The 20,107-nt window shown below is 40.3% G+C and carries 13 protein-coding genes and 1 other RNA gene; 10 read left to right on the top strand and 4 right to left on the bottom strand.

Going from position 1 to position 20,107, the window contains the following annotated elements; translation table 11 throughout:
• Nucleotides 1-519: 519 nt before the first annotated feature.
• Nucleotides 520-2,625, top strand: coding sequence for an ATP-dependent Clp protease ATP-binding subunit (locus HT720_RS00330; protein ID WP_173274375.1), 2,106 nt, complete (start codon nucleotides 520-522; stop codon nucleotides 2,623-2,625).
• Between the two features lie 167 nt (nucleotides 2,626-2,792).
• On the opposite strand, the gene HT720_RS00335 is transcribed toward HT720_RS00330, so the two are convergent.
• Both HT720_RS00335 and HT720_RS00340 read right to left on the bottom strand, forming a co-directional pair.
• On the bottom strand, nucleotides 2,793-3,275 hold the full coding sequence (locus HT720_RS00335; RefSeq protein ID WP_000032562.1) for an S-ribosylhomocysteine lyase: 483 nt from the start codon (nucleotides 3,273-3,275) through the stop codon (nucleotides 2,793-2,795).
• Nucleotides 3,276-3,369: 94 nt separating this feature from the next.
• Nucleotides 3,370-4,854 (bottom strand): DUF1846 domain-containing protein, encoded by a 1,485-nt coding sequence (locus HT720_RS00340; protein ID WP_173274376.1) that lies wholly within the window; start codon nucleotides 4,852-4,854, stop codon nucleotides 3,370-3,372.
• Nucleotides 4,855-5,006: 152 nt separating this feature from the next.
• Here HT720_RS00340 and HT720_RS00345 point away from each other — a divergent pair, with 152 nt between their 5' ends.
• From HT720_RS00345 to HT720_RS00365, 5 genes are all read left to right on the top strand, one after another.
• Nucleotides 5,007-6,617, top strand: coding sequence for an alpha-glucosidase (locus HT720_RS00345; RefSeq protein ID WP_173274377.1), 1,611 nt, complete (start codon nucleotides 5,007-5,009; stop codon nucleotides 6,615-6,617).
• A gap of 167 nt (nucleotides 6,618-6,784) precedes the next feature.
• Nucleotides 6,785-8,752 (top strand): peptide ABC transporter substrate-binding protein, encoded by a 1,968-nt coding sequence (locus HT720_RS00350; protein ID WP_001190859.1) that lies wholly within the window; start codon nucleotides 6,785-6,787, stop codon nucleotides 8,750-8,752.
• Between the two features lie 226 nt (nucleotides 8,753-8,978).
• Nucleotides 8,979-10,937, top strand: coding sequence for a peptide ABC transporter substrate-binding protein (locus HT720_RS00355; RefSeq protein ID WP_173274378.1), 1,959 nt, complete (start codon nucleotides 8,979-8,981; stop codon nucleotides 10,935-10,937).
• A 183-nt stretch (nucleotides 10,938-11,120) separates the two neighbouring features.
• Nucleotides 11,121-12,221, top strand: coding sequence for a UDP-galactopyranose mutase (glf, locus tag HT720_RS00360; RefSeq protein WP_173274379.1), 1,101 nt, complete (start codon nucleotides 11,121-11,123; stop codon nucleotides 12,219-12,221).
• A gap of 340 nt (nucleotides 12,222-12,561) precedes the next feature.
• Nucleotides 12,562-14,541 carry a peptide ABC transporter substrate-binding protein gene (locus tag HT720_RS00365; RefSeq protein ID WP_173274380.1) on the top strand — a complete coding sequence of 660 codons (1,980 nt, stop codon included), beginning with the start codon at nucleotides 12,562-12,564 and terminating at the stop codon, nucleotides 14,539-14,541.
• Nucleotides 14,542-14,704: 163 nt separating this feature from the next.
• Here the strand turns inward: HT720_RS00365 and pbp1a are convergent, their stop codons facing one another.
• Both pbp1a and recU read right to left on the bottom strand, forming a co-directional pair.
• Complete coding sequence (gene pbp1a / locus HT720_RS00370) at nucleotides 14,705-16,861, bottom strand: penicillin-binding protein PBP1A (RefSeq protein WP_173274381.1); 2,157 nt, start codon at nucleotides 16,859-16,861, stop codon at nucleotides 14,705-14,707.
• Nucleotides 16,858-17,454 (bottom strand): Holliday junction resolvase RecU, encoded by a 597-nt coding sequence (gene recU / locus HT720_RS00375; protein ID WP_000248777.1) that lies wholly within the window; start codon nucleotides 17,452-17,454, stop codon nucleotides 16,858-16,860. Before recU ends, pbp1a begins: the two co-directional genes overlap by 4 nt.
• 66 nt (nucleotides 17,455-17,520) lie before the next feature.
• Here recU and HT720_RS00380 point away from each other — a divergent pair, with 66 nt between their 5' ends.
• The 4 genes from HT720_RS00380 (at nucleotide 17,521) to HT720_RS00395 (ending at nucleotide 20,102) form a co-directional block, all read left to right on the top strand.
• The gene (locus tag HT720_RS00380) at nucleotides 17,521-18,048 is read left to right on the top strand and encodes a DUF1273 domain-containing protein (RefSeq protein ID WP_000179549.1); all 528 of its coding nucleotides are present in this window, start codon (nucleotides 17,521-17,523) and stop codon (nucleotides 18,046-18,048) included.
• 69 nt (nucleotides 18,049-18,117) lie between these two features.
• The gene (gene gpsB / locus HT720_RS00385; protein WP_173274382.1) at nucleotides 18,118-18,459 is read left to right on the top strand and encodes a cell division regulator GpsB; all 342 of its coding nucleotides are present in this window, start codon (nucleotides 18,118-18,120) and stop codon (nucleotides 18,457-18,459) included.
• A gap of 20 nt (nucleotides 18,460-18,479) precedes the next feature.
• Nucleotides 18,480-18,860, top strand: an RNA gene (gene rnpB, locus HT720_RS00390) — RNase P RNA component class B.
• A gap of 84 nt (nucleotides 18,861-18,944) precedes the next feature.
• Nucleotides 18,945-20,102 (top strand): class I SAM-dependent RNA methyltransferase, encoded by a 1,158-nt coding sequence (locus HT720_RS00395; RefSeq protein WP_173274383.1) that lies wholly within the window; start codon nucleotides 18,945-18,947, stop codon nucleotides 20,100-20,102.
• Nucleotides 20,103-20,107: the final 5 nt, after the last annotated feature.

Consider the following 20,107-nt stretch of genomic DNA (forward strand, 5'->3'; position numbering starts at 1 on the left):
TTTAAAAAATATTGGTCAATTAAAGTCAAAACCCTTGACCTTTTCTGACCAATGTAGTATATTATGAACGTAAGGTAAATGAAAGCCTTACGTGAACACTTATACTCAATGAAAATCAAGAGCAAACTAGGAAGCTAGCCGCAGGCTGCTCAAAGCACAGCTTAGAGGTTGTAGATAAGGCGAAGCTGATGTGGTTTGAAGAGATTTTCGAAGAGTATAAAAAATATTGGTCAATTAAAGTCAAAACCCTTGACCTTTTCTGACTAATGTAGTATATTATGAACGTAAGGTAAATGAAAGCCTTACTCGAACACTTATTTAAAGTAAAATAGAAAGAGGTGGGGTCTATGTTTCATCTAGAAATCTTCAGAAGTAAAGATAGTCTACTCCTTCTTGAAAAAGAAAAACCAGAAATAGTACCTAGAGTAGCCATTTAGCTAGTCTAAATTTTTTAACACAAAGGTCAAAGATAGTCAATATCAGTAATCATAACTAAGTAAACAAAAAGAGGTAAAGAATATGAACAACAACTTTAATAATTTTAATAACATGGATGATTTATTTAACCAATTGATGGGTGGTATGCGAGGATATAGTTCTGAAAATCGCCGTTACTTGATTAATGGACGAGAAGTGACACCTGAAGAATTTGCTCACTATCGTGCAACCGGTCAATTGCAAGGGAATGTAGAAGCTAATGGACAAATGCAACAACAGGCTTCAGGTATAAAACAAGATGGTGTCCTTGCTAAACTAGGTCGAAACTTGACTGCAGAAGCGCGTGAGGGCAAGCTGGATCCAGTTATCGGACGGAACAAGGAAATTCAAGAAGCATCTGAAATCCTCTCACGCCGTACCAAGAACAATCCTGTTTTGGTCGGGGATGCAGGCGTTGGTAAGACAGCAGTTGTCGAAGGCTTGGCACAAGCCATTGTGAACGGAGATGTTCCAGCTGCTATTAAGAATAAGGAAATTATTTCCATTGACATCTCAGGTCTTGAGGCTGGTACTCAATACCGTGGTAGCTTTGAAGAAAATGTGCAAAATCTAGTAAACGAAGTAAAAGAAGTAGGAAATATTATCCTCTTCTTTGATGAAATTCACCAAATTCTCGGTGCTGGTAGCACTGGTGGAGATAGTGGATCTAAGGGGCTTGCGGATATTCTCAAGCCAGCCCTCTCTCGTGGAGAATTGACAGTGATTGGAGCAACGACTCAAGACGAATATCGTAATACCATCTTGAAAAATGCAGCTCTTGCTCGTCGTTTCAACGAAGTCAAGGTCAATGCTCCTTCAGCAGAGGATACTTTTAAAATCCTTCAAGGAATTCGTGATCTCTATCAACAACACCACAATGTCATCTTGCCAGACGAAGTTTTGAAAGCGGCAGTGGATTATTCTGTTCAGTATATTCCTCAACGTAGCTTGCCAGATAAGGCTATTGACCTTGTCGATGTAACGGCAGCTCACTTGGCGGCACAACATCCTGTAACAGATGTGCATGCTGTTGAACGTGAAATTGAGGCAGAAAAAGACAAGCAAGAAAAAGCAGTTGAGGCGGAAGATTTTGAAGCAGCTCTCAACTATAAAACACGCATCGCAGAATTGGAAAAGAAAATCGAAAACCACACAGAAGATATGAAAGTGACTGCAAGTGTCAACGATGTGGCTGAATCTGTAGAACGAATGACGGGTATTCCAGTGTCACAAATGGGAGCTACGGACATCGAACGTTTGAAAGATATGGGTCATCGTTTGCAGACGAAAGTTATTGGTCAAGATAAGGCCGTTGAAGCAGTAGCAAAAGCTATCCGTCGTAACCGTGCTGGTTTTGATGAAGGTAATCGCCCAATCGGTAGCTTCCTCTTTGTAGGTCCAACTGGAGTTGGTAAGACTGAACTTGCTAAGCAATTGGCGCTCGATATGTTTGGGACCAAGGACGCAATCATCCGTTTGGATATGTCTGAATACAGTGACCGCACAGCCGTTTCTAAGCTAATCGGTACAACAGCTGGTTACGTGGGGTATGATGACAATAACAATACTTTGACAGAACGTGTGCGTCGCAATCCTTACTCTATCATTCTCTTGGATGAAATTGAAAAGGCTGATCCTCAAGTCATTACCCTTCTCCTCCAAGTTCTAGATGATGGTCGTTTGACAGATGGTCAAGGTAACACTGTCAACTTCAAGAATACGGTGATTATCGCAACTTCAAACGCAGGCTTTGGTTACGAAGCTAACTTGACAGAAGATGCTGATAAACCAGAATTGATGGATCGTTTGAAACCTTACTTCCGTCCAGAATTCCTTAACCGCTTTAATGCAGTTATTGAGTTCTCACACTTGACTAAGGAAGATCTTTCTAAGATTGTGGATTTAATGTTGGCTGAAGTCAACCAAACCTTGGCCAAGAAAGACATTGACTTGGCAGTGAGCGAAGCTGCTAAAGAATACATGACTGAGGAAGGCTACGATGAAGTCATGGGTGTTCGTCCACTCCGTCGTGTGGTTGAACAACAAATCCGTGACAAAGTCACAGACTTCCACTTGGATAACCTTGATGCTAAACACCTAGAAGCTGACATGGAAGATGGTGTTTTGGTCATTCGTGAAAAAGCCTAATACTCTTCGAAAATCAAATTCAAACCACGTCAACGTCGCCTTGCCGTACTCAAGTACAGCCTGCGGCTAGTTTCCTAGTTTGCTCTTTGATTTTCATTGAGTATAAGACAAAATTTTGAGAATAAAAAAAGAAGGAGCCAGCTGAAAAAAACTGGTTCCTTTTATGTTTAAATCACATGACGTTCAAAGGCATCATCTGAAATCCCTTGTTCTAGAATAAGTTTTGCCCATTCTTTAGCAGAAAAGAGACTGTGATCCTTATAGTTTCCGCAAGATTCGATGGTTGTTCCAGGAACATCTTCCCAAGTAGTAGTTTCAGCGATTTCCTTGAGCGAATCCTTGATAACAGCCGCAATTTCAGCGCTAGTATGGCGCCCCCACATAATCATGTGGAAGCCTGTGCGGCACCCAAATGGTGAACAGTCAATCATACCGTCAATCCGGGTACGGATGAGTTTGGCTAAGAGGTGCTCGATAGTGTGCAGACCAGCGGTAGGGATTGAGTCTTCGTTTGGTTGCACCAAGCGAATATCATAATTGGAGATGACATCTCCCTTTGGTCCTGTTTCTTCCCCAATCAAGCGGACATAAGGTGCTTTAACAATAGTGTGGTCAAGTTCAAAACTTTCAACAATAACTTCTTTTGACATGGTAAATCCTTTCAGTTTTCTTCTTTCATTATAACATAAAGCTGGCTCCTGAGACAGAGAGAAAACCTCTCCGAGAGTGGAGAGGTTGAAATCGTTACTTACGATACAAGCGGTCGTATTGGTAGTATGGGTCAAAGGTTACGTTGATACCCAGTTTACGAAGGACATTTTTGTCTTCATCAGTCAAGATGATGGTTGAGTGGGCTTCGCTTCCTTTGAGGTTGCCAAGTTCTTCCATAGCACGAGCGGCATCAGGATTTTCTGTAGCTGTGATAGCTAGTGCAATCAAAATTTCATTTGAATGAAGGCGTGGATTGCGACTACCGAGATGATCGATTTTAAGACCTTGGATTGGCTTAACAACTTCAGGCTCGATGAGTTTTACTTCTTTAGCGATGTCAGCTGATTTCTTGATAGCGTTGATAAGAGCAGCGGCTGTAGGGCCAAAGAGTTCGGAGTTCTTACCTGTGACGATTTCTCCATTTGGCAATTCAAGAGCTAGGGCAGGGTCGCCAGTTTCTTCTGCCTTTTGACGGGCAACGACAGCAACCTTGCGGTCTGCAGGTGTGATACCTAGGTCGTTCATAAGCAACTCAATTTTCTTGACAGCAGATTCGCCCACTTTTTCGGCTTTAAAATCAAGAACTGTTTGATAGTAGCGACGGATAATTTCTTGTTTAGAAGCTTCGATAGCCGCTTCGTCATCAGTAATAGCGAAACCAACCATGTTGACACCCATGTCTGTTGGTGAAGCGTATGGAGATTCACTAAGGATACGTTCTAACATACGTTTGAGAACTGGGAAGATTTCAATATCACGGTTGTAGTTGACAGTGGTCTCTCCGTAGGTTTGGAGATGGAAGGGGTCAATCATGTTGACATCATCAAGATCCGCCGTTGCTGCTTCATAGGCCAAGTTAACGGGATGATGAAGAGGAAGATTCCAAACTGGGAATGTTTCAAATTTAGCATAACCAGACTTGATACCATTGATTTGGTCGTGGTACATGTTTGACATACAAGTTGCCAATTTTCCAGAACCAGGTCCAGGAGCGGTTACGACAATCAAGTTACGACTGGTTTTGATGTAGTCGTTTTTCCCCATACCTTCTGGAGAAATGATGTGATCCATATCTGTTGGATATCCTTTGATTGGATAATGAAGATAAGAATCAATTCCGTTTTTCTCAAGTTGGTTGCGGAAGGCATCTGCAGCAGGTTGGCCAGCGTATTGTGTAATGACAACGGAGCCAACGAAAATCCCTAATTCATTGAATTTGTCAATCAAACGGAGAACTTCTTGGTCATAAGAAATGCCCAAGTCACCACGTGCTTTAGAATGTTCGATGTTGCTCGCGTTAATGGCGATCACAACCTCAACTTGCTCTTTCAATTCTTGCAAGAGCTTGATTTTGTTGTCAGGCTCATAACCAGGAAGGACACGAGCAGCGTGGAAATCTTCTAACATTTTGCCGCCAAACTCCAAGTAGAGCTTGCCGTCAAATTGGTTAATGCGCTCCAAAATGTGGTCGCGCTGTAGATTCAAATATTGTTCAGAACTAAAAGCTTGTTTTTTCATTTTTTTACCTCTGACCTCTATTATAATAAAAAATTGGAAGTTAGGAAACTGCGGAGTTAAAAAAGGAATCAAAAAGATTAGGCAAACGCTTGCACTAAAATTCAAAAAACGCTATCATAGACTATAGATTATGAAAATAATGAGGTAAGAAGATGCAAGAAAAATGGTGGCACAATGCCGTAGTTTATCAAGTTTATCCTAAGAGCTTTATGGATAGCAATGGAGATGGAATTGGCGATTTGCCAGGAATTACCAGTAAGTTAGACTATCTAGCTAAGTTAGGAATTACAGCGATTTGGCTTTCTCCCGTTTATGACAGTCCGATGGATGATAATGGCTATGATATTGCTGATTATCAAGCGATTGCAGCTATTTTCGGGACTATGGAGGACATGGATCAACTGATCGCGGAAGCTAAGAAGCGTGATATCCGTATCATCATGGACTTGGTGGTCAATCATACCTCAGATGAACATGCTTGGTTTGTCGAGGCCTGTGAAAATCCTGATAGCCCTGAGCGAGATTACTATATCTGGCGGGACGAACCCAATGATTTGGATTCTATCTTTAGTGGTTCTGCTTGGGAATACGATGAAAAGTCAGGTCAATATTATCTCCACTTTTTCAGTAAGAAACAGCCCGATCTCAACTGGGAAAATGAAAAACTTCGTCAGAAAATTTATGAGATGATGAACTTCTGGATTGATAAAGGCATTGGTGGTTTCCGCATGGATGTCATTGACATGATTGGCAAAATTCCTGACGAGAAAGTAGTCAATAATGGTCCTATGCTCCATCCCTATCTCAAGGAGATGAATCAGGCGACCTTTGGAGATAAGAATCTCTTGACAGTAGGGGAGACTTGGGGAGCAACGCCAGAAATTGCTAAGCTCTACTCGGATCCAAAGGGCCAAGAATTGTCTATGGTCTTCCAGTTTGAACATATCGGTCTTCAGTATCAGGAAGGTCAGCCTAAATGGCACTATCAAAAAGAGCTGAATATTGCTAAGTTAAAAGAAATCTTCAACAAATGGCAGACAGAATTAGGAGTTGAGGACGGCTGGAATTCGCTCTTCTGGAACAATCATGACCTCCCTCGTATCGTCTCAATCTGGGGAAATGATCAAGAATACCGCGAAAAATCTGCCAAAGCCTTTGCCATCTTACTTCATCTCATGAGAGGGACACCTTATATCTACCAAGGTGAGGAAATTGGCATGACCAACTATCCGTTTGAAACACTGAACCAAGTAGAAGATATTGAATCCCTCAACTATGCGCGTGAAGCTCTTGAAAAAGGTGTTCCGATGGAAGAAATCATGGACAGTATCCGTGTCATTGGACGTGACAATGCCCGTACCCCTATGCAATGGGACGAGAGCAAAAACGCTGGTTTCTCAACAGGTCAACCTTGGTTGGCAGTGAATCCAAACTATCAAGCAATCAACGTTCAAGAAGCGCTAGCAAATCCAGATTCTATTTTCTATACCTATCAGAAACTGGTTCAAATCCGTAAGGAAAACAACTGGCTGATTCGAGCTGACTTTGAACTCTTGGAAACAACTGACAAGGTCTTTGCCTATATCCGTAAAGATGGCGGCCGTCGTTTCCTAGTTGTGGCTAACTTGTCCAATGAAGAGCAAGTCTTTGTAGTAGAAGGAAATGTCAAATCTGTCTTGATTGAAAACACCCTAGCTCAAGAAGTCTTTGAAAAACAAATCTTAGCTCCATGGGATGCTTTCTGTGTGGAAATGACTAACTAAAAAGTGAGAACCTTGAGCCTTAGAGCTTGAGGTTTTTTGCTAAAAGTTGTATAAAAAACTATTTTAAAAACATTTGTTAGAATTTTCTAACAAATTCTACAAGAAGTCTTGCATTTATAAAAAAATAGGGTATAATAGTGAAAATACTATTTTGAAGGAGATTATTTATGCAATCGAAAAAGTGGCTCTTAGGAGCAGGAGTGACCTTGAGCACAGCCATTCTTTTAACAGCTTGTGGGAAAAGTGAAAAGAATGCAGATGCTCCCAAAACATTTTCTTATGTTTATGCAGTTGATCCATCATCCTTGGATTATAGCCTTACAAGTAAAAGTTCAACTTCTGACGTAATAGGTAATGTCGTCGACGGTCTTTTAGAGAATGATAAATATGGGAATCTCATTCCTTCTCTAGCAGAGGATTGGTCAGTTTCTAAAGATGGCTTGACTTATACTTACAAATTACGTAAAGGTGTGAAGTGGTATACTTCAGAAGGAGAAGAGTATGCGGAAGTTAAAGCTCAGGATTTTGTTACAGGTCTGAAACATGCAGCAGACGGAAAATCCGATGGTCTTTCTTTGGTTGAGAAATCCATCAAAGGATTGGAGGCTTATGTTAGTGGTGAGACAAACGATTTCTCAACTGTAGGTGTGAAGGCTCTTGATGATTATACGGTAGAATATACCCTTAATCAACCGGAAAGTTTTTGGAACTCTAAAGTAACAACAGCAACCATGCTTCCTGTAAATGAAGAATTTTTGAATGCAACAGGCAAGGATTACGGAGCGCCAACTCCATCAAGTATTCTTTACAATGGCCCATATTTTTTGAAATCTTTGATTTCTAAATCTGTGATTGAATATGAAAAAAATCCTAACTATTGGGATAAGGACAATGTCAAAATTGATAATGTTAAATTGACATTCTATGATGGTTCAGATCAAGAATCCTTAATTCGTAGCTTTACACAAGGTGCCTATACCACTGCACGTCTTTTTCCAGCAAGCTCAAACTTTGAGTCAACTAAGAAAGAGTACGGAGATAAGATTGTCTATAGTCCACAAGAGGCAACAAGCTACTACCTCACTGTGAATGTAAACCGCCAGTCTTACAATAAAACAGCTAAAACAGATGAGTCACAAAAAACATCAACAAAAGAAGCTCTTCTCAATAAGAACTTCCGTCAGGCTCTTAATTTTGCATTTAATCGCCACGCCTATACAGCTCAATTAAACGGTGAAGAGGGTGCGGATAAGATTATTCGTAATAGTCTAGTGCCAGATAACTATGTTCAAGTAGCTGGGAAGACCTTCGGACAGTTGGCTCAGGATGAACTACTGAAATATGGAGAACAGTGGAAAGATGTGACTCTCACAGATGGTAAGGATACAATTTACAATCCAACAAAGGCTAAATCTGCATTTGAAAAAGCGAAGTCAGAATTGCAAGCTAAGGGAGTGAGTTTCCCGATTCATTTGGATGTGCCAGTAGAACAGACAGATGTAGTTGCGGTTCAACAAACCAATTCGCTAAAACAATCAATTGAAGAAACGCTTGGAACGGAGAATGTCATTATAGATGTTCTTCAAATGACAGATAATGAGAAGGAAAGTATTACTTCTCAAGCTAAAGTTCCAACCCAAAAAGATTATGATTTGAACGGAACAGGTTGGGGACCAGATTACCAAGATCCAGCAACCTATCTCAATATTTTAGATGCTAAGAAGGGTTCTGCCTTGAAACATCTAGGTATAACAAAGGGCAAGGATCCTGAAGTTGTGGCGAAAGTTGGCTTGGATGAATACAAGAAGCTCTTGGATGATGCGGCTTCTGAGACAAGTAATCTTGATAAACGATACGAAAAGTATGCCAAAGCACAGGCTTGGGTTACTGATAGTTCACTTCTTATTCCAGTTGCTTCTTCAGGGGGCTCTCCTATGGTTAGTCGTACTGTTCCATTTACCAAAGCTTATTCACAGGTCGGTATTAAGGGGGATCCATTTATTTTTAAAGGAATGGAACTTCAAAATGATATTGTGACAACTAAAGAGTATGATGCGGCCTTCAAAAAGTGGCAAAAGGAAAAACTGGAATCGAATGCTCAGTATCAAAAGGATTTAGAAAAGCACATAAAATAATGTGAATGAGAATCTTGCTTTCGTTAGGTTATCAGTTAATTTATTGATATTTAAATGATAAATCGTATAAAAACAAGGGAGAACTGTATGAAAGATAGAAATCCTTTGTTTTTTTATGACTAAAGTTTATAAACTTTCATTCTCAAAATTCAATTAACTTTACAAATTCCCACTATTTTGGTAAAATAAACTTATGTTATAAAAACTAACATAAAGGAGAAAGAAGATGACTACAAAAAAGCGTGTCCTTAGTGCAGGCCTGACTGTTGCGGCTGCTTTGCTTTTAACTGCTTGCGGACAATCAGGTTCAGATACAAAAACTTACTCATCAACCTTTAGTGGAAATCCAACTACATTTAACTATCTATTAGACTACTACGCTGATAATACAGCCATCATTACCAACCTAGTTGATGGTTTGCTTGAAAATGACAATTACGGGAATCTAGTTCCATCTTTGGCAGAAGACTGGTCTGTTTCGAGCGACGGTCTGACTTATACCTATAAACTGAGAAAAGATGCCAAATGGTTCACGGCTGACGGTGAAGAGTACGCCCCAGTCAAGGCCCAGGATTTTGTGACAGGTATCCAGTACGCAGTGGACAATAAATCACAGGCTATTGACTTGATTCAAAATTCAATCAAGGGCTTGAATGATTATATTACAGGAGTAGATTCTGACTTTTCTAAGGTTGGGGTGAAGGCCATTGACGACCAGACTGTTGAGTATACTTTGGTACGCCCAGAACCTTACTGGAATTCAAAAACAACCAACAGTATCCTTTTCCCAGTCAATGAAGAGTTTCTAAATTCAAAAGGGAAAGATTTTGGTACCCTATCTCCAGATAGCATTCTCTACAGCGGACCTTATTTGTTAAAAGATTTCACATCAAAATCATCGATTGAGTATGTGAAAAATCCGCATTACTATGATCATGACAAAGTATCGATTGAACACGTGAAATTAGCTTACTTTGATGGCTCAGACCAAGAATTGACCATTCGTAACTTTGAAAGTGGAGCCTATTCTATCGCTGGGGTTTATCCAAATAGTTCAAACTTTGCCAAGACCAAGGAGAAATATAAGGATAATATCGTCTATAGCTTGCAGGACAAGACTTCTTGGTATTTCAATTTCAACGTCAACCGCAAGGCCTACAACCATACATCTAAAACGACAGATGAGCAGAAGAAGTCGACTGAGACAGCTGTCTTGAACAAAAACTTCCGCCAAGCAGTGAACTTCGCCTTGGACCGCACAGCCTATTCTGCCCAGTCAAACGGGGAAGAAGCGGCTAGCAAGACCCTTCGTAACACCTTGGTGCCTCCTACATTTGTCCAAGTTGGAGACAAGACCTTTGGAGAAGTAGTCGCTTCTAAATTAGTCAACTATGGTACAGAATGGTCAGGTATTAACTTGGCAGATGCTCAGGATGCCTATTTCAACAAAGAAAAAGCCCAAGCAAAATTTGCGGAAGCTAAAAAAGAATTGGCAAGTCAAGGTGTGACTTTCCCAATTCACTTGGATGTGGCTGTTGATCAGACAAGTAAAAATGCTGTGACAGGCATGAACTCAGTTAAGCAGACCCTTGAGTCAGTTTTGGGTGATGATAACATTGTCATTGATGTTCAGCAACTTTCAACAGATGATTTTAATAACGTAGCCTTCTTAGCGCCAACAGCAGCTGATCGTGACTATGATTTGAACTTTGATGGTTGGGTAGGTGACTACCAAGATCCATCAACTTATCTCAATCCTTTCAATGCAGAGGATGGATTCTACCTCAAGATTTTTGGACTAGATGCCAAGGAAGACAAGGAAAAAATCACTAGCCTAGGTCTGGATACCTACACTAAGATGCTCAAAGATGCAGATAGTGAAAATAAAAATGTAGCCAAACGCTATGAAAAATATGCTGAAGCACAGGCTTGGATGATTGACAATTCTCTGATTATGTCAGCCATGTCAAGTGGTGGTACAGCATCTGTAACCAAAGTAACGCCATTTACAAGAGGGTATTCATTGGTTGGTATCAAGGGTGATGGCAATAACTACAAGTACATGAAACTGCAAAAAGACACTGTGACGACCAAACAGTTTGAAGAAGCTAAGACCAAATGGGAGCAAGAAAGCAAAAAAGCAATCGAAAAAGCTCAAAAAGAAGCAGAAAAACATGTTAAATAGTTAGAAATAGCCTTTTCAAGCAAAATCATAAAGACAAACATCAGTTTTGGTGCTTGTCTTTTTAAATCACTCGGCTATTGAAAACTGAGAAATGATTTGTTTTGTGCTAAAATAGATTGAAACTAAGATCCTCTCTTTTACTATAGTTAAGGAGATGTAAAGATAAGTGATAAGGAAGAGACTATGTACGACTATCTAATCGTTGGTGCTGGTTTGTCGGGAGCAATTTTTGCTTATGAAGCAACCAAGCGTGAAAAAAAAGTAAAAGTTATTGATAAACGTGACCACATTGGTGGAAATATCTACTGTGAGAATGTAGAAGGGGTTAATGTTCATAAATATGGTGCCCATATCTTTCATACTTCTAACAAGAAAGTTTGGGACTATGTCAATCAATTCGCTGAATTTAACAACTATATCAACTCGCCTCTAGCTAATTACAAGGGTAGCCTTTATAATCTACCTTTCAATATGAATACTTTCTATGCTATGTGGGGGACAAAAACTCCTCAAGAGGTCAAAGATAAGATTGCTGATCAAACGGCTCATATGAAGGACGTTGAACCTAAAAACTTAGAGGAACAGGCTATCAAGTTGATCGGTCCAGATATTTATGAAAAGTTGATCAAAGGCTACACTGAAAAGCAATGGGGACGTTCTGCGACTGACCTTCCACCCTTTATCATCAAACGTCTACCAGTTCGTTTAACCTTTGATAATAATTATTTCAATGACCGTTACCAAGGGATTCCAATTGGTGGTTACAACATCATCATCGAAAATATGCTCAAGAATGTAGAAGTAGAACTTGGTCTTGACTTTTTTGCCAATCGTCAGGAATTAGAAGCTTCTGCTGAAAAAGTTGTCTTTACAGGGATGATTGACCAATACTTCGATTATAAACATGGTGAGTTAGAATACCGTAGTCTTCGTTTTGAGCATGAAGTTCTTGATGAAGAAAACTATCAAGGAAATGCTGTTGTCAACTATACAGAACGAGAAATTCCTTATACTCGCATTATTGAGCATAAACACTTTGAGTATGGTACACAAGCTAAAACGGTCATTACTCGTGAATATCCAGCAGATTGGAAACGTGGTGATGAGCCTTATTATCCAATCAATGATGAGAGAAACAATGCTATATTTGCCAAATATCAGGAAGAAGCGGCAACAAATGACAAGGTTATTTTCTGTGGTCGTTTAGCAGATTATAAATACTACGACATGCATGTGGTTATTGAACAGGCTTTGAATGTAGTCGAGGAAGAGTTGGGACGTTAACGCAAGGATTCTGTCATTTTAGAATTTTTGCTATTTAAGATTTTTAGAAGTAATACTCAATGAAAATCAAAGAGCAAACTAGGAAACTAGCCGCAGGCTGTACTTGAGTACGGCAAGGCGACGTTGACGTGGTTTGAATTTGATTTTCGAAGAGTATAAGGTCAACAAGATTCTTTGCTGCTTATCAGAAGAGAACCTATGTTGGCTTTTTTGGCCTAAATGAACAATTTTATTTTTCAGAATATATCAAATATAACAAATAACTCTTAAAATTCAGAAAATTCTATTGACAGGACTTGAAAAAGAGTCTATAATGAATAAAAAAACAAAGGAGAATACTATGAAAACAAGAAAAGTATTGACTCTTGCGGGAGTAACCTTATTAGCAGCTGGTGTTTTAGCTGCTTGTTCTGGGGGTTCAGGCGCTCAAGGTGAAAAAACCTTTGCATTTACATACGAGACACATCCGGATAATCTCAACTATTTGACAACTGGTAAGGCAGCAACTTCTGAGATTACTAGTAATGTGATTGATGGATTGCTTGAAAATGATAAATACGGGAACCTTGTTCCTTCATTGGCAGAAGACTGGTCGGTCTCTAAGGATGGCTTGACTTATACTTATAAGATTCGTCAGGATGCCAAGTGGTATACATCTGAGGGAGAAGAGTACGCTCCTGTTAAGGCTCAGGACTTTGTAACAGGACTTAAATATGCAACAGATAAGAAAGCAGAAGCCCTTTACTTGGTACAGGATTCAATCAAAGGTCTGGATGCCTATGCCAAAGGTGAAATAACAGACTTCTCTCAAGTCGGGATTAAAGCGCTTGACGACCAAACAATCCAATACACCTTGAACAAACCTGAAACTTTTTGGAACTCAAAAACAACCATGGGTGTGCTTGCGCCAGTCAATGAAGAGTTTTTGAATTCAAAAGGGGATGATTTTGCCAAAGCTACGGATCCAAGTAGTCTCTTGTATAATGGCCCTTATTTGCTGAAATCCATTGTAACCAAATCCTCTGTTGAATTTGCGAAAAATCCGAACTACTGGGATAAAGACAATGTGCATATTGACAAGGTCAAATTGTCATTCTGGGATGGACAAGATACCAGCAAACCAGCAGAAAACTTTAAAGATGGTAGCCTTACAGCAGCTCGTCTTTATCCAACAAGTGCAAGTTTCGCAGAGCTTGAGAAGAGTATGAAAGACAATATTGTCTATACTCAACAAGACTCTACGACTTATTTAGTAGGAACAAATATTGACCGTCAATCTTATAAACACACATCTAAGACTAGCGACGAACAAAAGACATCTACTAAAAAAGCTCTCTTAAACAAGGATTTCCGTCAGGCTATTGCCTTTGGTTTTGACCGTACAGCTTATGCTTCTCAGTTGAATGGAGAAACTGGAGCAAGCAAAATCTTGCGTAATCTCTTTGTGCCACCAACATTTGTTCAAGCAGATGGGAAGAACTTTGGCGATATAGTCAAAGAAAAATTAGTGACTTATGGGGATGAATGGAAGGATGTCAATCTTGCAGATTCACAAGATGGTCTTTACAATCCAGAAAAAGCTAAAGCAGAATTTGCCAAAGCCAAATCAGCCCTACAAGCTGAGGGAGTACAATTCCCAATTCACCTAGATATGCCTGTTGACCAGACAGCAACTACAAAAGTTCAACGTGTCCAATCTATGAAACAATCCTTGGAAGCAACTTTAGGAACTGATAATGTCGTTATTGATATCCAACAATTGCAAAAAGATGAATTGCTTAATGTAACTCTATTTGCCGAAAATGCTGCTGGCGAAGACTGGGATTTATCAGATAATGTCGGTTGGGGTCCAGACTTTGCCGATCCATCAACCTACCTTGATATTATCAAACCTTCTGTAGGAGAAAGCACTAAAACATATTTAGGATTTGACTCAGGGGAAGATAATGTAGCTGCTAAAAAAGTAGGTCTATATGACTACGAAAAATTGGTTACTGAGGCTGGTGATGAGACTATAGATGTTGCTAAACGATATGATAAATACGCTGCAGCCCAAGCTTGGTTGACCGACAGTGCTTTGATCATCCCAACAACTTCTAAAACTGGTCGTCCAATCTTGTCTAAGATGGTACCATTTACAATACCATTTGCATTGTCAGGAAATAAAGGTACAAGTGACCCAGTCTTGTATAAATACCTTGAACTTCAAGACAAGGCAGTCACAGCAGATGAATATCAAAAAGCTCAAGATAAATGGATGAAAGAAAAAGCAGAATCCAATAAAAAAGCGCAAGAAGAACTTGCAAAACATGTGAAATAAAACAAAAAGAGACTGAGCAAAAGTCTTTAAAAGCAAAACGCATATTGTCAGGTGTTGAAAAGCCTTGATAGTATGCGTTTTAGTGTGGGAAAATGTACTTGACCTCTGTATTTTATTTTGAAAATGAAAAAATCCTGAGTTTAGATTTCTCAGGATTTTTCGTTTACTGTTGTGGTTGTGGTTGAACTTGAGGAGTTTGTGGAGCTGGATTTTGATTGACTCCTGGTGCATTTGGTGCTTGGTTTGGTCCATTAGTGCTAGCATCAGGACTTGTTGTTGGTGCTTGGCTAGTAGAACTTTCTGTACTTGTTGATGAGCTTTCTGTTGAAGATGATTGGGATGTTGTTTCAGTCCAAGTCGGTCTTGCTCCATTTTGGAAAACAAACTGCCCATTTCGATAAATGCCATCTGGCATATTCCAGTCCTCTGGGTTGCTTCCTTCAGACAGGTAAGTCATCATAGAGCGGTAAACTTTGGCAGCGACCGTAAGGCCATCGCCTACAAGTGGTGTCAGACGGTTAGAATAGCCTGTCCATACAGCCATTGAATATTTACGCGTATAACCAGCAAATAGTTCATCAGGTGCTACAAATTGAGAGGTCTTGATGTGATTTTCAATTTCCTCGTCTGTATAGTTAGAGGTTCCTGTTTTACCAGCCTGAGGGAGCCAAGCAAGATAGGCATTTCGTCCAGTTCCATAAGTCAAGACTGTTTTCATCATGTCGGTCATCATATAGGCTGTCGTTTCCTTCATGGCACGAGTTCCGACATTAGAGAACTCTTTTTCACTCCCATCACTAAAGACGACTTTATGGATATACATTGGTTTATAGTAAGTTCCACCATTTGCAAAGGCAGCGTAAGCAGCAGCCATCTTTTCACTACTTGCTCCATATTTTTTGTCTGACTCGGTTGTGTTACTTGAAATGGCATTTGAGTAGTGAAGACTTGGGTAGTCGATTCCGAGACCATTTAGGAAAGTCTTGGCGCGGTTGAGTCCGACCTTGTTTAGAGTTTCCACTGCTGGGACGTTTCGCGATTGTTGCAGGGCGTATTGCAAGGTGATGTTGCCAAAGTAGCCCCTATCCCAGTTATAAACAGGAGTATCTGTCCCAGGGTAGTTATAGGGCTCATCGTGAACGATAGTAGCAGTTGAATCGTAGACACCGTACTCCAAGGCAGGAGCATAGTCCGTGATTGGTTTCATAGTTGATCCCCAGTCGCGGTTTGTTTCCACTGCTTGGTTAATTCCGAAGGAAACATTACTTGACTGATGGCGTGCTCCTAGCTGGGCAATGACTTTACCGTTAGAAACATCAACAATGGTAGAAGCGACTTGCAATTCATCATCTGGATAGGCAACGTATTCGTCTGTATTGTAAATATCCCACAGATGTTTTTGAGCTTCTTGGTCTACATTTGTGTAGACATCCATCCCAGTTGTGAGCAGGTTATAGCCTGTTTCTTCTTCAACTTGATTGATGACTTCCTTGAGGTAATTATCCATGTAAGCAGGGTAATTACTTGCTGATTTGAGACTTTGTAGTCCATCAGTAATTGGTGTGTTGACTGCTTTCTCATACTGTTCAGCAGAGATGTAGCCTTGATTTTTCATTTCAGATAAGACCAAGTTTCGGCGGTCTTGAGCTGCTTCTGGATGTGAATAGGGGTCATATTGGTTTGGTGCCTGAGGCATTCCAGCCAGCAAGGCTAACTGAGGTAAACTTAAATTATTGAGGTCTTTACCATAGTAGTTTTGAGCTGCTGTCTGCATTCCATAGTTCCCATTAGACATGTAGACCTTATTTATATAGTAGGTCAAGATTTCTTGCTTGGTTGCTTTTTGTTCTAACTGAATCGCTAACCAAGCTTCCTGAGCCTTACGAGAAATAGTCTGGTCGGAAGTTGAGGTTGAAAAGTAAGTCAACTTAATCAACTGTTGGGTGAGAGTTGATCCACCTTGGAGGGAATTGCTTTGCAGATTGCGCAAGAAAGCTCCCAGGATACGGATGGTATCAATCCCCCTGTGGTCGAAGAAGCGATGGTCTTCGATAGAAACGATTGCCTTAACCAAATCTGTGGGAATATCATTAGCTTGGGCATTGACGCGGCGTTCAGAACCCAAGTCAGCAATGAGTTGATTTTTATTGTCGTAGATTTTACTAGAGGTTGTTGCAACTAGTTTACTCTCGGATAGGCTAGGAGCCTTGCTAACATAGTAGAAAAAAACTCCTCCGCCTAAGACAATGGCTGCGATAACCAAGCTTAAGAAGCTAATGCTCAGATACTTGATTAGGCGCAGAATCGTTGGTTTGTTCATCTTGTTTTACCACCTAATAAATGTTCTTTGATAACATTGAGATAAGGAATTTGAGGGAAGGCACCAGCCTTGATTTCATATCCATATTCTCGAATATATCCAAGTGGCATTGATTTTTGTCCCTTATCTTGATGATAGAAGCGAATCAAATCGAATGCCGGCAATAAGTAGGTTTCTTGCTGAGAAGAAAAGTGAAGAAGGACAAAGCAGATTCCTTGTTGGGCAAGGACTTGTTCCATATGCTGAATCTGATGTGGATGGAAATTTTTCATCGGAATCGCACGTTTTTGTTTTGTTTCCTTGGCTTCAAAGTCGATGTAATATCCATTATAAACGCCAGAATAGTCCGTCGTTGAAGCTTGTCGAAAATAGGCTTCAACAATCTTAGCACGACTTCGCTGTGGATAGTCCACTCGTACAATTTGAATAGGGGTTGGTTTCTTGTGTATAACAGCCAAGCCCTGAGACAAATAGTAGTCGTTGGTAGCATTGATCATCTTTTCAAAAGACATTCCTCGATTTGCGAAATTTTTGGGTTGAGAAAGAGATGTTTGTCTTTTTTGTGATGAAAGTTTATGTGGATAGTTGACCATAATTCTCCTTATTGGTACAATAACATCACTCTATTATACCATAAATTTGCACAGAAAGGGTTAAAAATGGCTACAGCTTTGGTTTTAGGCTATTCTGCTTTTGATTTGGGTTTGTTTTCTGACAAGGATCCTCGTCTTAAATTGATTAAAAAAGCGATACGTAAAGATTTAGAGGCTATGGCAGCAGATGGGGTGTCTTGGCTTGTGTTTACAGGAAGTTTGGGTTTTGAATATTGGGTTTTAGAGGTTGCTCAGGAGATGAAAACCGAGTACGGTTTCCAGTTGGCCACCATTTTTGCTTTTGAAACCCATGGGGAAAATTGGAATGAAGGCAATCAGATGAAACTGAGTCGTTTTAAGCAGGTAGACTTTGTCAAATATGCTTATCCTCGCTATGAGCACAAGGGGCAGTTAAGAGATTACCAGCAGTTTTTGCTGGAAAACACGACTAGTTCCTATCTTTTTTATGATGAAGAAAATGAAACGAAACTAGCTTATTTTTACCAAAAGATGAAAAATCAAGAGGACTATTTTATAAAGAGATTAACATTTGATCAATTAAATGAACTTGCTGAAAATTTTTCCGAAAATTGAAGCTTTGACCTTGATTTTTGTTTGCCTTTTTTTATATAATAATACTAGCAAGCGAGAATGGAGAGAGACATGGCAAGTATTATTTTTTCAGCGAAAGATATTTTTGAACAAGAGTTTGGGCGTGAAGTCCGTGGCTATAGCAAGGTAGAAGTTGATGAGTTTTTAGACGATGTCATCAAGGATTATGAAACCTATGCTGCCTTGGTCAAGTCACTTCGTCAGGAGATTGCGGATTTGAAGGAAGAATTAACTCGTAAACCGCAAGTGAGTTCGGCTCCAAGTCCTAGTCACCCAGATCCAATTGATGTGGCAGCTTCATCTTCTATGACGAATTTTGATATTTTGAAACGCCTGAATAGATTGGAAAAAGAAGTGTTTGGTAAACAAATTTTAGATAACTCAGATTTCTAAGTAGTTATTTGAGATGTGCAATTTTTGGATAATCGCGTGAGGAGAGTTGCTTTTCATGAGGAAAGTCCATGCTAGCACAGGCTGTGATGCCTGTAGTGTTTGTGCTAGGCGAAACCATAAGCCTAGGGACGAGAAATCGTTACGGCAGTTGAAATGGCTAAGTCCTTGGATAGGCCAGAGTAGGCTTGAAAGTGCCACAGTGACGGAGTCTTTCTGGAAACGGAGAGAGTGGAACGCGGTAAACCCCTCAAGCTAGCAACCCAAATTTTGGTCGGGGCATGGAGTACGCGGAAACGAACGTAGTATTCTGACTGCTATCAGCTAGAGCTGTTAGTGGTAGACAGATGATTATCGAAGGAAGTGGTCCTAGTCACTTCTGGAACAAAACATGGCTTATAGAAAATTGCATATAGGTTGGGGCTGAGAAATTTTCTCAACCTCATTTTTTAAAGTGGACATATAGAAAGGTCTTGCAAGACTGTAACATGAAAAAAGAATTTAATTTAATTGCAACTGTGGCAGCAGGACTTGAAGCTGTTGTAGGACGAGAAGTACGAGAGCTGGGCTACGATTGTCAGGTTGAAAATGGACGTGTTCGTTTTCAAGGAGACGTGAGAGCTATTATCGAAACCAACGTCTGGCTTCGGGCAGCAGATCGTATCAAGATTATCGTAGGAACGTTCCCAGCTAAGACTTTTGAAGAGCTGTTTCAAGGAGTTTTCGCTTTAGATTGGGAAAATTATTTACCACTCGGAGCTCGGTTTCCGATTTCAAAAGCCAAATGTGTTAAGTCCAAACTTCACAATGAGCCCAGTGTTCAGGCTATTTCTAAGAAAGCTGTTGTCAAGAAATTGCAGAAACACTACGCCCGTCCAGAAGGTATTCCGCTGATGGAGAATGGCCCAGAGTTTAAGATTGAGGTCTCTATTCTTAAAGACATAGCAACTGTCATGATTGATACGACAGGCTCTAGTCTCTTTAAACGTGGCTATCGTACCGAAAAAGGAGGCGCTCCTATCAAGGAAAATATGGCAGCAGCCATTTTACAACTCTCTAACTGGTATCCAGATAAGCCTTTGATTGATCCGACCTGTGGTTCGGGGACTTTCTGTATTGAGGCAGTTATGATTGCCAGAAAGATGGCACCAGGACTTCGTCGCTCTTTTGCCTTTGAGGAGTGGAACTGGGTCAGCGATCGCTTGATTCAGGAAGTGCGTACAGAAGCGGCTAAGAAAGTAGATCGTGAGTTGGAACTGGATATCATGGGCTGTGATATTGATGCTCGCATGGTGGAAATTGCTAAGGCCAATGCTCAGGCAGCTGGTGTTGCAGGGGACATTACCTTTAAGCAGATGCGCGTGCAGGATTTGCGTTCCGATAAAATCAATGGTGTGATTATCTCCAATCCGCCTTACGGGGAGCGTTTATCAGATGATGCAGGGGTGACCAAGCTCTATGCTGAGATGGGTCAGGTATTTGCACCACTGAAAACTTGGAGCAAATTTATCCTGACTAGTGATGAAGCCTTTGAAAGCAAGTATGGTAGCCAAGCGGATAAGAAGCGTAAGTTGTACAACGGAACCTTGAAAGTGGATCTGTATCAATATTTTGGTCAGCGTGTCAAACGGCAAGAGGTAAAATAGAAAGG

It is taken from the genome of Streptococcus sp. 68 (assembly GCF_013277415.1).
Classification (GTDB): domain Bacteria; phylum Bacillota; class Bacilli; order Lactobacillales; family Streptococcaceae; genus Streptococcus.

What these genes read in the sequence shown, in the direction of transcription:
- HT720_RS00330 (WP_173274375.1), top strand. Translation starts at nt 520, where the DNA reads ATGAACAACAACTTTAATAATTTTAATAACATGGATGATTTATTTAAC.
- HT720_RS00335 (WP_000032562.1), bottom strand. Translation starts at nt 3,275, where the DNA reads ATGTCAAAAGAAGTTATTGTTGAAAGTTTTGAACTTGACCACACTATT.
- HT720_RS00340 (WP_173274376.1), bottom strand. Translation starts at nt 4,854, where the DNA reads ATGAAAAAACAAGCTTTTAGTTCTGAACAATATTTGAATCTACAGCGC.
- HT720_RS00345 (WP_173274377.1), top strand. Translation starts at nt 5,007, where the DNA reads ATGCAAGAAAAATGGTGGCACAATGCCGTAGTTTATCAAGTTTATCCT.
- HT720_RS00350 (WP_001190859.1), top strand. Translation starts at nt 6,785, where the DNA reads ATGCAATCGAAAAAGTGGCTCTTAGGAGCAGGAGTGACCTTGAGCACA.
- HT720_RS00355 (WP_173274378.1), top strand. Translation starts at nt 8,979, where the DNA reads ATGACTACAAAAAAGCGTGTCCTTAGTGCAGGCCTGACTGTTGCGGCT.
- glf (WP_173274379.1), top strand. Translation starts at nt 11,121, where the DNA reads ATGTACGACTATCTAATCGTTGGTGCTGGTTTGTCGGGAGCAATTTTT.
- HT720_RS00365 (WP_173274380.1), top strand. Translation starts at nt 12,562, where the DNA reads ATGAAAACAAGAAAAGTATTGACTCTTGCGGGAGTAACCTTATTAGCA.
- pbp1a (WP_173274381.1), bottom strand. Translation starts at nt 16,861, where the DNA reads ATGAACAAACCAACGATTCTGCGCCTAATCAAGTATCTGAGCATTAGC.
- recU (WP_000248777.1), bottom strand. Translation starts at nt 17,454, where the DNA reads ATGGTCAACTATCCACATAAACTTTCATCACAAAAAAGACAAACATCT.
- HT720_RS00380 (WP_000179549.1), top strand. Translation starts at nt 17,521, where the DNA reads ATGGCTACAGCTTTGGTTTTAGGCTATTCTGCTTTTGATTTGGGTTTG.
- gpsB (WP_173274382.1), top strand. Translation starts at nt 18,118, where the DNA reads ATGGCAAGTATTATTTTTTCAGCGAAAGATATTTTTGAACAAGAGTTT.
- HT720_RS00395 (WP_173274383.1), top strand. Translation starts at nt 18,945, where the DNA reads ATGAAAAAAGAATTTAATTTAATTGCAACTGTGGCAGCAGGACTTGAA.